8 protein-coding genes are annotated in these 14,346 nt (G+C 43.7%); 6 read left to right on the top strand and 2 right to left on the bottom strand.

The genetic code is table 11. The features are described 5' to 3' along the window. The first annotated feature begins 30 nt into the window (after window positions 1–30). The 4 genes from J8L84_RS12260 to J8L84_RS12245 all read left to right on the top strand — a co-directional run bounded on the left by J8L84_RS12260 (window position 31) and on the right by J8L84_RS12245 (window position 7,262). Window positions 31–1,845 (top strand): alpha-amylase family protein, encoded by a 1,815-nt coding sequence (locus J8L84_RS12260; protein ID WP_247670750.1) that lies wholly within the window; start codon window positions 31–33, stop codon window positions 1,843–1,845. Window positions 1,846–2,080: 235 nt separating this feature from the next. Beyond that, on the top strand, window positions 2,081–3,976 hold the full coding sequence (locus J8L84_RS12255; protein ID WP_211070950.1) for a glycoside hydrolase family 13 protein: 1,896 nt from the start codon (window positions 2,081–2,083) through the stop codon (window positions 3,974–3,976). 38 nt (window positions 3,977–4,014) lie between these two features. Further along, a complete protein-coding gene (locus J8L84_RS12250; protein ID WP_211070949.1) occupies window positions 4,015–5,508 on the top strand; it encodes an MFS transporter in 1,494 nt (497 codons plus the stop codon). A gap of 119 nt (window positions 5,509–5,627) precedes the next feature. After that, window positions 5,628–7,262, top strand: coding sequence for an alpha-amylase family glycosyl hydrolase (locus J8L84_RS12245; RefSeq protein WP_211071095.1), 1,635 nt, complete (start codon window positions 5,628–5,630; stop codon window positions 7,260–7,262). Between the two features lie 163 nt (window positions 7,263–7,425). Here the strand turns inward: J8L84_RS12245 and J8L84_RS12240 are convergent, their stop codons facing one another. Then, a complete protein-coding gene (locus J8L84_RS12240; protein WP_211070948.1) occupies window positions 7,426–8,466 on the bottom strand; it encodes a LacI family DNA-binding transcriptional regulator in 1,041 nt (346 codons plus the stop codon). A gap of 279 nt (window positions 8,467–8,745) precedes the next feature. Here J8L84_RS12240 and glnS point away from each other — a divergent pair, with 279 nt between their 5' ends. Next, complete coding sequence (gene glnS, locus J8L84_RS12235; protein ID WP_211070947.1) at window positions 8,746–10,413, top strand: glutamine--tRNA ligase; 1,668 nt, start codon at window positions 8,746–8,748, stop codon at window positions 10,411–10,413. A 160-nt stretch (window positions 10,414–10,573) separates the two neighbouring features. On the opposite strand, the gene J8L84_RS12230 is transcribed toward glnS, so the two are convergent. Further along, window positions 10,574–11,341 carry a YciK family oxidoreductase gene (locus J8L84_RS12230; protein ID WP_211070946.1) on the bottom strand — a complete coding sequence of 256 codons (768 nt, stop codon included), beginning with the start codon at window positions 11,339–11,341 and terminating at the stop codon, window positions 10,574–10,576. 316 nt (window positions 11,342–11,657) lie between these two features. Here J8L84_RS12230 and J8L84_RS12225 point away from each other — a divergent pair, with 316 nt between their 5' ends. After that, on the top strand, window positions 11,658–14,261 hold the full coding sequence (locus J8L84_RS12225) for a VolA/Pla-1 family phospholipase (protein WP_211070945.1): 2,604 nt from the start codon (window positions 11,658–11,660) through the stop codon (window positions 14,259–14,261). Window positions 14,262–14,346 lie beyond the last annotated feature (85 nt).

The following is a 14,346-nucleotide window of genomic DNA, read 5'->3' as shown; positions in this document are numbered from 1 at the left end:
ATCGCTTACCCACAGTCAGGAGCCGATCTCATGAAAAATGAGAACGCGAATCACCCACGAACAGAAATTCCCTCTAATTCTGGCAAGCCCGTGGTATATCAGGTCTTTACTCGATTGTTCGGGAATACCAATACAACAAATAAACCTTGGGGTACCATCGAAGAAAATGGTGTGGGAAAATTTAGCGATTTTACGCCACAAGCGCTTCAAAGTATCAAAGCCTTAGGTACCTCTCATATTTGGTATACCGGTGTACCACATCATGCCCTTGCCACTAGCTACCTCAATTTTGGTATTACTGATGATGATCCTGATGTTATAAAAGGGCGTGCCGGTTCGCCTTATGCAGTTAAAGATTATTACAATGTTAATCCTGATTTAGCAGACAACCCTGCGAATCGATTACATGAATTTGAAGCGCTTATCCAGCGCACTCATCAGCACGGTATGAAAGTGGTTATTGATATAGTGCCTAATCATGTTGCACGCCGTTATCAATCCTTTTCGCCACGCCATAATAACTTCGGTGCTAACGATGATAAATCGCAAGAGTATGCGCGAGACAATAATTTCTATTACATACCCAAGACACCTTTCGTATTGCCAGAGGGCGTTGCAGATACCGTTTTAGGCGGCAAAGCTAATGAAAAAAATCAGCATCAGTTGGTTGACGGAAAGTTTGATGAATTTCCGGCTAAATGGACGGGCAATGGCAGTCGAGCATCACAGCCTGATATTAATGATTGGTACGAAACCGTTAAAATAAATTACGGTGTAAGACCTGACGGAACTCATGACTTTCCGGCGTTACCAGAAGCCTATCGTGAAAAGTCAGCGGCAGAGCATGCCGCTTTTTGGGCTGACAAATCATTACCGGACTCTTGGTACAAATTTAAAGATATTGCCATTTACTGGCTAGATAAAGGCGTTGATGGTTTTCGGTTCGACATGGCTGAAATGGTGCCCGTTGAATTCTGGTCATTTTTAAACAGTGCCATTAAACAAAGAAACCCGGATGCGTTTTTGCTAGCGGAAGTTTATCAACCCGATAAATACAGAGACTACATTCAACTAGGTAAGATGGATTATCTCTACGATAAAGTGGGCTTTTATGACACATTGAAGTCGATAATGAAAGGAGAGGGTAAGGTAAGTGAGTTGGTAAGTGTGCACGATGAAGTTAGCGATATTGCGACCCATATGCTGCACTTTCTCGAGAACCACGACGAACAACGTATCGCTAGTCCAGAATTTGCTGGAAGTGCAGAAAAAGGTAAACCTGCGCTCGCCGTTAGCGCACTGATAAGTGCTTCACCAACCCTCTTGTATTTTGGTCAGGATTTAGGTGAGGACGGCAGTGAAGAAGCGGGGTTTGGCGACCCTAGTCGTACTTCAATTTTTGACTATATTGGTGTGCCCGCACATCAGCGGTTTATGAATGGTGGTAAGTTTGACGCAGGTCAGTCTTCAAGCGAAGAAAAAGCATTACACAATTTCTATAAAGAGATTATGGGTATTGCTGCTACTAATCCTGCTGTAACCGGAAAATATGAAAGCCTTCATGCATTGAATCTCGCCGCAGACGGCACAGCATACACGGAAATGCAATTTGCTTTTGTGAGAGAAAAAAATGAGCATGGTATAGTTGTTATTGCTAACTTTAGTACAGAATCTACTGGCCCTATAACGTTAACTATTCCTATTTCGTCACTGCAAAAAAATACCACTGAACTCACTCTTGAGCCTTTACTTTCTCATAAAGGAATAACATTTAATCTCAGTGGTTCGAATTACACAGCGACACTTTCATTAAACGGATTAGAAACAAGAGTATTCGAATTTTAACTATTTGTGTGAATTTTGCTTCGATTGCATTTCTATTTATGTTAATTCGCATGGATTCTTACATGCCGATTCGTGAATACGTATGCATAACATTGGTTCAAATCGATGCGCAGGTTAGTATCTGAATTCTGTCTTTCACTTAACGTAATTTTAACATGGGGTTGATGTGTTCAATTTAAACCGCGTAAATAAGGCCGTTCGACCAATAGGCATTTCAAAGCGAAAAAGTGTTCTAATGGCACTTTTTACATCTGCATTAATACTTCCCGTATTTAACTGTTATTCATCACAAGACAGTAGTTTAGACGTTTACCCACCTAACTGGTGGGTAGGTATGCATGATAGTAATGTTGAACTGATGATCTATGGCGACGATATAGCTGATGATACGGTTACAATTGTTAATAGCGACGTTGTGCTTCGAGAAAAGCATGCACTTGAAAGCGCGAACTACTTGTTCGTTACATTAGATACTTCAAAAGCAAAAGCTGGAGATGTCAAACTCCGATTTGTCGATACTGATGGCTCTACACGCGACATTAGTTATTCGTTGCAAAAGAGAAGGGATGGTTCAGCGTTACGAAAAGGTTTTGGTCCGCGAGATGCTATCTACTTGATTGCTCCAGACAGGTTTGTCAATGGCGACAAAGACAACGACGATGTTGAGGGATTTATTGATAAGGCGGATCGCTCGTTAAAAGGCGGTCGGCATGGCGGTGACATTGAAGGTATTATTCAGCATCTTGATTACATAGAAGCGTTAGGCTTTACCCAACTGTGGTCCATGCCGCTGCTTGAAAACGCTATGGATACATATAGCTATCATGGTTATTCGACTACAGACTATTACCAAATTGACCCTCGCTATGGTACTAACGAAGACTTTTTGATGTTAAGTCGCGCAGCAAATAAACGGGGTATTGGTGTTATCATGGATATGGTTCTCAACCATATAGGTAGCAATCATAAATGGATGGAAGATACCCCTTCAAGTGACTGGATAAACAATGATAGTAAGTTTATTGGTACTACGCATAAACGTGAGTCACTTCATGATCCTCATGCGATAAAGAGTGATATCAAAGGGTTTAGCGATGGTTGGTTTGTGCCTACCATGCCAGATTTAAATCAACGCAATCCTCATCTTGCAAACTATCTTATCCAAAATGCCATTTGGTGGGTTGAAAGTGCTAATTTGAGTGGGATTCGAGTAGATACGTATTCGTACCCCGATAAAGCTTTTTTAAGCGATTGGACAAACCGTCTAATCAGCGAGTACCCGAACCTCAATATAGTAGGAGAAGAATGGTCAGTTAACCCTGCTATAACAGCCTATTGGCAAGCAGGAAGTAAGAGACATGATGACTACGATAGCGCGTTGCCTTCCGTCATGGATTTTCCACTACAAGCAGCAGTCGTTAAGGCGCTGACTAACAAAGAAAGTTGGAATTCGGGGTTTATCAGTATCTATGAGACACTCGCCACTGATTTCCTTTACGGCGATCCGAACAACTTGGTTATCTTTCCTGACAACCATGACATGAGTCGAATTTATACACAACTTGGTCATGATGTAGAAAAGTGGAATATGGCGATGTCGTTACTGCTTACGACTCGTGGGATACCTCAGGTGTTTTACGGCACCGAAATACTCATGCAAAACGAGGGCAGTGAGGACCACGGCATTATTCGTTCTGACTTTCCAGGCGGTTGGCCTTCTGATAGTAAGAAAAATGCATTTACTGGCGAAGGATTAACTACCGATGAACGTTGGGCTCAGCAACGGATCAAACAACTTCTTCAACTGCGAAAAACGCACCCTTTACAATTTGAAGGCTCTCTTAAACATTACGCCCCAACTGATGGTGTTTATACGTTTTTCCGTGAACCTATTTCAACACCCGAGAGCAAGAAAAATAGTAAGATTGGCGCACGAACGTCAAATGAAACGCAAAGTGACAAACTTATGGTTATCTTAAATAAAGAACCAGTGGATTTACCGATGACTACCTATGACGAAATGCTGTCTTCACACAAAACGTTAACGCGTGTAAGCGATGGTAAGTCATTCAAAACCACTGATACCATATCTTTACCGGCTATGTCCGCAACCGTTTTTATTGCGCATTAATGCGAATTATCATAGTAAAACAATAAATAGAGCAAAATATGCAAGCAACTCAACCACGCCTTTCTTTCTGGCAAATTTGGAACGTCAGTTTTGGCTTTCTTGGCGTTCAATTTGGCTTTGCGCTGCAAAATGCCAATGTGAGCCGAATCCTTTCCGACCTAGGGGCAGATCTACATTCATTATCACTTTTCTGGCTAGTCGCGCCAATCATGGGTTTGATTGTACAACCTATTGTTGGCTCAGCATCTGACAGAACCTGGAACCGTTTAGGGCGAAGACGACCTTTTATTCTTGCCGGTGCTGTAGCTGCAGTACTAGGTATGATTTTATTACCTAATGCGCCTTTATTTGTGGCCTTTTTAGCGCCAATGCTAATGGGGGCGCTGATGGTCGCGCTAATGGATGCATCGTTTAATGTGTGCTTCCAGCCTTTCCGCTCTTTGGTGTCTGATATGGTGCCACCGTCGCAGCGTAACATTGGATACTCTATCCAATCGTTACTCATCAATATTGGGGCCGTTATAGGGTCCATATTGCCATTCGTATTAACTAACGTGGTTGGTCTTGAAAATACTGCACAGATGGGCGAAGTCGCACCTTCTGTTATTTGGGCTTTCTACATTGGTGCTACAGTATTGCTTGGTACGGTAATTTGGACTGTGTTTCGCACCAAAGAGTACTCACCAGAAGAGTACAATAGATACAAAGGCCTAAGCGCTGAAAGTAACGTTGAACCAGAAAATACGCCAAAAGCACCCTTTACCGTGCGGATGAAAGAATTCTTTTCTTTAGTTGTTCACATGCCTAAAACCATGAAACAACTTGCCGTTGTACAATTTTTCTCATGGTTTGCCCTGTTTATTATGTGGGTATACACCACACCAGCAATTACCCAGCATATCTGGGGCGTTGATAAAATCTGGTGGGATCCAGCGCACATTGCCTCAGTGGCACAAGTACCAGACGCTATTGTAGCCGCTAAAGGCGCAGCCGGTGACTGGGTGGGTATATTGTTTGCTGCTTATTCGGTATTCGCCGCCGTCTTCTCAGTATTCCTTGCCCGACTTGCCGATAAATTTGGTAGAAAAACCATTTATGCCGGGGCGTTAATTTTGGGCGGCGTAAGCTATGTTAGCTTCCTTTTCTTCCAAGACCTCACCATGGTGAATGTGAACTTACTCATAACTGAAGTTACCGTACCCCTTGGGGCAGTGAAGTTACTTATCCCAATGATCGGAGTAGGGATTGCATGGGCCGCTATTTTAGCTATGCCTTATGCCATGTTGGCAGGGGCGTTACCCGCCAACAAAACGGGCGTTTATATGGGCATATTTAACTTTACGGTAGCCGCACCACAAATAGTGTCTGGTTTAACCGCAGGTTGGATTTTAAGTAGTGTGTTCGATAACGAGGCTAAATACATCATCGTTGTCGCTGGCGCGTCAATGTTATTGGGCGCCATCGCTGTATTTTTTGTAAAAGAACATGAAGTAATAGGCGCTGAAGTCGCTGATAAGGAACTAGCACAATGATTCATAAAGTAAAAAACCTTACCGTTGCCATTACACTTGCATTGGGTGTAGGCACAATAGCAGGTTGTGCTAATTCGTCAGCAGATTCGCCAAAGCCCAAGGCAGAAGCTAAATCCGCCATGTCAGCTTCAGCAGCTCCTACTAATAAGAATACACAAGTCTCAATTTTAGGTACCACTACGCCGTTTGCCAGCGAAGCCATTTACTTTGTGATGACCGACAGATTCGTTGATGGTGACCCAAGTAATAACCATGAAGCACAAGGCGGAGAGTTTCCAACTTGGCAGCTACCTATGGAAGGTCCTGACGGAGAAAAAGCCTATGTCGGCTATATGGGCGGCGACCTCAAAGGAGTACTGAACAACGGCGACTATATTCGTGATATGGGCTTTACGGCAGTGTGGATGACACCCGTGCTAGAAAACCCAAACCAGTCATTTAGTGGAGATGAGCAAATCACCTATGGTGGCGCATTCAAAGACGGCGGCAAAACGGGCTACCACGGTTACTGGGCAACTAACTTTTATAAAGCTGACGAGCATTTGATAAGTAGCGATTTAAGTGTGAAGCAATACACCACAAAAATGCGTGAAAACTTCGGTTTAAAATCGGTATTCGATATTGTGGCAAACCACGGTACGCCAAGCTTTACCATGCCTTCTGACCAACCTGGATACGGTGAAATTTATAACGCCGAAGACGAATTAGTTGCTGATCACCAGAATCTAGCGCCTGAAGACTTAGATCCAAAAAATAACCCACTTCATGAGTTTTTTCATGATTACCCAGACCTAGTTAAGCTGTCTAATCTTGATGATCAAAACCCCAAGGTAAGAGATTATCTTATTAATAGTTACCTTTACTGGATTTCACAAGGCGCGGATGCATTTCGTATCGACACCATCAGGCATGTACCTCATGACTTTTGGCGGGAAATGTCAGACCGGGTTAGGGCAGAGCATCCCGACTTTTTCATGTTCGGCGAAAGCTTCCAATATGATGCGAACTTTATTGCGCAGCATACCCTTCCAAAAAATGGCGCGGTGAGTGTGCTTGACTTCCCAATGCAAGAAGCCATGGTGAAAGTTTTCGAAAAGCCACTTGAAAGTGACTTCGCTACCTTAGCCGACACTTTGTATCTAACCCATGGGCCTTACAACAACCCTTATGATTTAACTACCTTTTATGACAACCATGACATGGCGCGTATTAACGCTACCGACAATGGTTTTATTAATGCCCATAACTGGTTATTTACGGTTCGTGGTATTCCGGTGGTGTACCAGGGCTCGGAAATTGGCTTTATGCGTGGTACGTCTGAACACCAAGGTAACCGCAATTACTTCGGCCAAGATAATATAGACAACGCAAAGTCTCATCCTATTGCTATTGAACTGGCTAAAATTGCAAATGTGCGTAAAAACACACCCGCACTTCAACGAGGTGTGCAGTTCAACCTTGAGTTAGCTGGGCATGAAGCCGCATTTTACCGTGTGTTGCAAAGTGATAGTGCGCAACAAACCGCGTTGGTACTGCTCAATAAGGCCGATAAACCTGCTGATTTCAGTGTTAATGAATATATGCAAGCTGGCATATGGACTGAACAATTGTCTGGTGAAACACGTGAGTTGGCTTCTGGTGACCCGTTAACAACGTCAGTATCCGCCAATGGTGTTCAAGTATGGGTAAGGGAAGGAGCGTTAGATTCAAATGCTCTAGAAGCGGCACTTATCAAGCAGATGTCGGCGCAGTAATATTTATTCCACAATATAAAGGCCCTTATTATTCTTTTTAATAGTAATAATAAGGGCTTTTTTATAATATTTACAAATTATGTCTTAGCGGGGTATTCAAGTATTTTTAGATAGACTCGCTAGTGAGTCTGGTCTACTAGTCTTGCTGTTCAGCCTTAGAAAGCTAAGTTTTTACCCCACACGAATGTCTAATTATGACTTCAGCAGGCATTAGGAAATCTTCTACTGTTTCGTTAGAAATTGCCCTAAGCAACGTACTTACTAGTAATTCACCAGCAAGCTTAGTGTTTTGCTGAACGGTGGTTAGCGCAGGGGTTGTGAAGGCCGACACTGCAATATTATCGTACCCCACCACGGCGATATCATCTGGTACTTTAAAGTCTGTTTGTCTAAGCGCACGTAATACACCCATAGCAATTAAATCAGATGCACACACGATAGCGTCAGGTAATTCTGTACCTTTACCTGATGCATCTTCCAACATACCTTGAACGGCATCAAAGCCTGCTTCTTCAGTAGAAACGGCATCGCTTTGCAACGAGCTTTCGTAAAGATTATGGTTAGTTAACGCTTCATTATACCCTTGAAAACGCGCCATAAACTCAGGAGCCTTATTGCCGGAATCACCAATAAACGCAAACCGAGTCCTACCCAGCGCAATTAAATGTTCGGTAATACTGTAGCCACCTTGAAAATTATCACAGCCAACACTCACACCTGGGTGGGCGGCATCGGGTGCGCCCCAACGAACGAAGTGAGTGCCTTGTGACTCAAGTTGTGCCACTTTGCTGCGATAATCGGTGTAATCACCGTACCCCAATAAAATAATGCCATCTGCCTTATTCGAATCTTCATATTCTGCATGCCAGTCATCTTCCAAATTTTGGAACGACACCAGTAAGTCATAACCCGCTGCCGCACATGCACGAGTAATGCTTCCTAACATGGCGAGGAAGAAAGGGTTAATCATTGAGTCATCTGAGGTAGGATCTTCAAACAGTAAAAGCGCGATGGTACTACTTTTTTGTTTGCGTAAATTACTGGCATTCTTGTCAACTTTATAATTAAGTTCGCGAGCTATACGCTGAACCCGATCACGGGTTTCTTGATTTACCAAAGGGCTATTATTTAGCGCTCTTGATACTGTTGATTGAGAAACGCCTGCCAAATGTGCAATATCAAAAGAGGTTGCTTTTTCTTTCATGGGCACCATGTTTGTCTGCTACGACCGAGTTGTCGACAAGAAGAAAGATACCATACTTTCTTCTAACCACGCTTTTTTTGCTATTCGCATGCTGTTTTTTAATACTAGTGACGATAAAAAACTGTTTCATCGCATTAAAACTAATCACTTGTAAGGCTAGGTGTAATAAAACGTGGTTGTCGGTTTTAGGTCAGTGTTATACTAATTCATAATATTTATTAATTTTACACGTTAAGATTATTTTTTAACGTTAATTCAAACGCTAAGGGGAACACGCGAATGGCCGAGACTGAGCACCGTCCGACCAACTTTATCCGTCAGATCATCGACAAAGACCTTGCCAATGGTGTGCACGAGAGTATTAAAACTCGGTTCCCGCCGGAGCCAAATGGCTTTTTGCATATCGGTCATGCAAAGTCTATTTGCCTAAATTTTGGTGTTGCACAAGATTACGCAGGTTCATGTAATCTGCGTTTCGATGACACAAATCCAGCAAAAGAAGACATTGCTTTCGTTAACTCTATTAAAGAAGACGTTAAATGGCTGGGTTTTGAATGGGATGGTGAAGAGCGCTACTCTTCAAATTACTTTGATCAACTTCATGGCTTCGCCAATGAATTAATCGACAAAGGCTTAGCTTATGTCGATTTTTCAACCCAAGAAGTGATGCGTGAATTACGTGGTACGTTAACTGCGCCCGGTAAAAACAGCCCATACCGTGATACCGACGTTGAAACCAATCAACGCGAATTCGCTAAAATGACAGCGGGCGAATATAAAGAAGGTGAGTGTAGCCTTCGTGCCAAAATTGACATGGCTTCACCTTTTATGTGCATGCGTGACCCGGTAATTTACCGCGTTAAATTTGCTCATCATCATCAAACAGGTGATAAGTGGTGTGTGTACCCTATGTACGACTTCACGCACTGTATTTCGGATGCAATAGAAGGCATTACGCACTCGTTGTGTACCTTGGAGTTCCAAGACAACCGCCGTTTGTATGATTGGGTAATTGAAAATATCACTATTGATAGCACGCCACGTCAGTATGAATTTTCACGTCTTAACCTTGAATACACTGTGTTAAGCAAACGCCGCTTAATTCAATTGGTTGAAGAAAATCACGTTAGCGGGTGGGACGACCCTCGAATGCCCACCGTTGCAGGTTTACGCCGCCGTGGTTACACCGCGGGTTCGGTACGTGAATTTTGTAAACGTATTGGCGTGACTAAAATGGACAACATGGTTGAAATGTCCATGTTAGAGGCGTGTGTTCGTGAAGACTTAAACGTGAACGCACCTCGTGCAATGGCAGTACTAGATCCGATTAAGCTGGTTATTGAAAACTACCCAGAAAACGACAGCGAAACCTTAGTAGCGCCGAATCATCCAAGTGATGAGTCTATGGGTACTCGCGAAATTAGTTTTGGTCGTGAAATTTGGATTGAAGCAGAAGATTTTCGCGAATCAGCAAACAAAAAGTTCAAGCGTTTAGTGCTAGATAAAGAAGTACGTTTGCGTAATGCGTACGTGGTTAAAGCTAACCGTGTAGAAAAAGATGCAGAAGGTAACGTAACCACTGTTTACTGTACTTATGATGCTGACACTTTAGGTAAAGATCCCGCCGATGGCCGCAAGGTTAAAGGCGTGATCCATTGGGTTGATGCCGGTACTGCGCAGCAAGCTGAATTTAGGTTGTACGATCGCTTGTTCAACGTACCAAATCCAGCCGCTGAAGAGAACTTTACCGATGTGATAAATCCTGAGTCATTAACGGTGCTAACTGGTTGGGCAGAAGCTGGGCTTGCCAAGCGAGGATCTGAAGCAGGTGCATGGCAGTTTGAGCGTACAGGTTATTTTTGCTTAGATGCCGACAGTACTGACGATAAGCCTGTGTTTAACCGCACAGTAGGGTTACGTGATACTTGGGCTAAAATAGGCGACTAAAGCTTGATAGTCGCTAATATTGTCACTGGAATAGTGACTGTTTTAGCCCGTTACTAGCGCACTCAATGAAGTGCGCTAGGCTAAACACAAAGGTTCAACATAAAAAGCCGCGTTTTACGCGGCTTTTTCTTTAGGTATATGTTGATTGTTATCTTTTGCGCTAGCGCTTAGGTTGGCAATCAAGAGATTGACCATTTACATCAATACTGTCGTTACCCATGAGGTAAAGATACATAGGCATGATGTCGGCAGGTGTTTTCAATGTATCAGGGTTTTCAGCTGGAAAAGCCTGTGCCCGCATATTAGTACGTGTGCCGCCTGGGTTAATACAGTTAAAGCGTAGCGACTTATTTTGATACTCGTCAGCTAATGTCTGCATAACACCTTCTGTAGCGAATTTAGATACCGCATACGTTCCCCAAAACGCCCGACCTTTGCGCCCAACGCTAGAGGTAGTGAAAATAACCGATGCATTGTCAGCTTTTTCAAGGGCAGGTATTAATGCTTGAGTTAAAAACACCGTACCATTTACATTGGTTTGCATCACATCAAGCCATTCTTGCTGCTCAATATCTTTAAATGAGCTTAAATGTCCAAGCACCGAAGCGTTGTGCAATACGCCATCTAGTTTACCGAATTGGTCTATAATGGTTTGTGTCATTTGCTGATAGTGTGACGGTGTTGCGCCTTTTATATCTAAAGGTACTATTGCAGGTTCTGGTGCCGGCTCAGCATTCCCAACACTCCCAGCATTTACGATTTCGTCATAAACGGCTTCTAACTTAGAGACGGTTCTGCCTAATAAAATACAGGTTGCGCCATGTTTTGCGTATGTTCGAGCGGCTTGAGCACCGATGCCATCGCCAGCACCCGTGATAAGAATGACTTTACCCTTTAATAAATCGGCAGGGGCTTGATAATCGTTCATCAGTATCCTTAAAAAATTCGCATGTGTTTTTGTGCACAATAGGTTCATATTATATAGGTGCAGATGATACTCACACTGGGCAATAAGTAAAACTTTCGAAGTATAAAAACGCCAAACGTAAAAAAAAATAACATTTAGCGTTAACAAAACTTTGCAAAGTTGCAACAAAGTTAATAAGATTGAGGGAGATACAACTGGTCTAACATGTTTGAAACTCGGTGAGTTTGCAGTAAGAACAAGGCTTTAAAGGTGCCATCTTACAAGCAATGCGAGTTTTAGATACACAGAATAACAACAATGCTTGTAGGGAGTAAGAATGAGAAAACTCATATTAAGTTCCAGTGTGGCCCTTGCGCTGGGTCTAACAGGCTGTGGCGGCTCCGATGATACCCTGTCCGATATTCAGGCCGAGACAGAGGTCCAAACACCATTTTCACGTATCGTGTTTGATCCCGCTAGTGGCGATTTAAATATACCTAACGATCTTTTAATGCTGCCTGGGGATGACGGCTTCTTCGATTATACCCTTAACATTCCGGTAGACGATCCAACAAACTTCGCTGACCCACAAAACGCACTTAACGTACTAGATGGTTGGTCAACTCAGCATCCATTTGCTATTTCAGTAGAGACGCCAGCGGGTGTTTCGCTAGACGCTTCTACCTTAGCAGCGGGTGTATTGATGTTTGAAGCAACCTTAGGGTTGGATTTAAACGATCCAGACTGCGCGCAAATCACAACGCCTTCTGCAGGTTGTAAGCTTGGCGATCAACTGGTTTACGGTGAAGATTATGTACTTTCGCTTGCTGATGAATCAACAATCACCTTTGTGCCATTAAAGCCACTGAAGCCGGCTCAAGGTCACATGTTGGTGATGACCACTGCTTTGAAAGATTCGTCGGGTAAGGCGGTTCAAGGCTCTACATCGTGGGATTTAACGCGACAAGATATCAATACACTGCCTTTATCAAGTGATGATCAATTATTGCTTCAAGGTATTGTGAACTCACTGGTTAACCCCGTAATTAGTGCAGGTTATGAGCGCGAAGATATAACCTATGTTTCTGCATTCACTACCCAATCAATTGAGAATTCACTCGATACCATTAAAAAAGTGATGGTGGGTGAGTTTGCTGCGCGCGCTGCTGCTGGAGACCCAACCGCAGGTGAAGCACTTCCAGTTATTGTAGTAGGGGACGTTGATAGCGCACCTACGGCAATGGAAGCATTAAACTTAGTTACCGAAGATGTGGTGGCTGGTGCAGTTTCAGTTGGTATAGATAGTTTACCTGCTGAGGCAGCAGCCTTAGTACCTGTTATCGAAGCCACTGACTTCAGTGCCCTTGAAACGTGTGCTGGGTTAGCGGGTACTGTATCAGGTCAGTTATCTGCCCAATGGGGTGCGGTTAACGATTTCGCTGTAGCTGTGTCAACTGGCATACTTGCTGAAGCGGGCCCGTTTTGTGCGGCACAACGTTATGAAGGTAGCGTATCGCTTCCTTATTTCCTAGGTGTTCCAAGCGCAGAAAACCCAACCGCGCCGGTTAACGAATTTTGGCAAGCAGCCTGTGACAGCGGTATTGTGTTAGCAACGGCTTCTGACGAAGTACTCGCTAGTGCCACACCAGGTCCGAACTTCGAAACGTGCTCGAGCCTTGGCTTATCTGATTTACGTGTTGATGGCGAAATGCTAGATAACGCCCGTAACATCACTAAGTTTAACCCATTCCCTCAGATGACTGGCGGAAACATGGGTGAAGAGACGCTAGATGTGCAGGTGACTATTCCAGACCCAGCAATTGCGGGTGCACTTGGCTTTTCTGTCAGCATGCCTGAAGCGGGTTGGCCAGTGGTAATATTAGCTCACGGCATTACTAGTCAAAAAGAAGACATGTTAGCGATTACGGGGACGTTGTCGTTGGCAGGTATTGCTTCGGTAGCTATCGACCAACCACTTCACGGTACTCGTGGATACGATTTAGACGGTGACGGCACTGACGAAATTAATGCAACAACGGTAAGCGCGACGCATTATATGAACTTGGCAAGTTTGCCAACTGCGCGTGATAACCTGCGTCAAAGCGTGTCTGATTTATTGGGCTTACGTTTAGGTTTAAACGCAGTAGTTGATGCTACCGCAAGCCAGAACGTGTCATTCGATATGTCTCGTGTATCTATCATGGGTGTATCATTAGGTGCTATTACTGGTGGTAACTTTGCCGCAGTAGCTAACACCAGCATGGGCGAAACATTAGGTGCGTTAGACGGTATGTACGCAGTTAAACAAGCCTCGTTAGAGTCTCCTGGAGGCGGTGCGGCTCAGTTCTTACTTGAGTCTCCTACCTTTGGTCCGCTCATTAAAGGATTGCTGTTATCTCAGTCGTCTGAAGAGTTTGTTGCCTTGTTAACTCAGCTTTATGGCACAACTGATGTTTCAGAAGCACAGTTAGTGGGTGCGGTAAGCGCATTTATGGATGCCTTAAGCGATGAACAATCTGCAGAAGTGAATGCGGTATTTGCTGAATTCGCATTTGCTGCACAAACGGTGATGGACGCTGGTGACCCAACTAACTATGCCACTACGCTTGGTGAAACGACGCCGGTACATATGATGACAGTGGTAGGTGACGGCGGTGAAGAAAACTTGCCTGATCAAGTTATACCCGTTAGTACATCATTACCATTGTCTGGTCAGTTAGCTCTTGCTAATACCATTGGTTTAGAGCAGGTGACAACTACCCAATCTGGTACCGATGCATTAAGTGGCTTGGTCTTATTTAACAATGGTGCACATGCATCAAGTTTAAGCCCAGCAGCCAGTGCGGCAGTGACGGCTGAAATGCAAAGAGAAGTAGCAGGCTACATTGCGTCTGACGCTACGGTATTACCTATTACTGATGAGACTGTTGTATCTAACTAATGTTATGTAACTAGTTGATTCATAAACATGAAAAGGCCGACTTATGTCGGTCTTTTTTTTGTTTATTTACGCTAAAAAATTAAAA

The organism is Alteromonas sp. MMG017 (assembly GCF_018100795.1).
Lineage (GTDB): Bacteria > Pseudomonadota > Gammaproteobacteria > Enterobacterales > Alteromonadaceae > Alteromonas.
The sequence above is the reverse complement of the archived record's forward strand: the minus strand, read 5'-3'. Positions and strand labels throughout refer to the sequence as shown.

Excerpts from the sequence above, each read along its gene's own strand:
- J8L84_RS12260 (WP_247670750.1), top strand. The coding sequence starts at position 31 with ATGAAAAATGAGAACGCGAATCACCCACGAACAGAAATTCCCTCTAAT.
- J8L84_RS12255 (WP_211070950.1), top strand. The coding sequence starts at position 2,081 with ATGGCACTTTTTACATCTGCATTAATACTTCCCGTATTTAACTGTTAT.
- J8L84_RS12250 (WP_211070949.1), top strand. The coding sequence starts at position 4,015 with ATGCAAGCAACTCAACCACGCCTTTCTTTCTGGCAAATTTGGAACGTC.
- J8L84_RS12245 (WP_211071095.1), top strand. The coding sequence starts at position 5,628 with ATGTCAGCTTCAGCAGCTCCTACTAATAAGAATACACAAGTCTCAATT.
- J8L84_RS12240 (WP_211070948.1), bottom strand. The coding sequence starts at position 8,466 with ATGAAAGAAAAAGCAACCTCTTTTGATATTGCACATTTGGCAGGCGTT.
- glnS (WP_211070947.1), top strand. The coding sequence starts at position 8,746 with ATGGCCGAGACTGAGCACCGTCCGACCAACTTTATCCGTCAGATCATC.
- J8L84_RS12230 (WP_211070946.1), bottom strand. The coding sequence starts at position 11,341 with ATGAACGATTATCAAGCCCCTGCCGATTTATTAAAGGGTAAAGTCATT.
- J8L84_RS12225 (WP_211070945.1), top strand. The coding sequence starts at position 11,658 with ATGAGAAAACTCATATTAAGTTCCAGTGTGGCCCTTGCGCTGGGTCTA.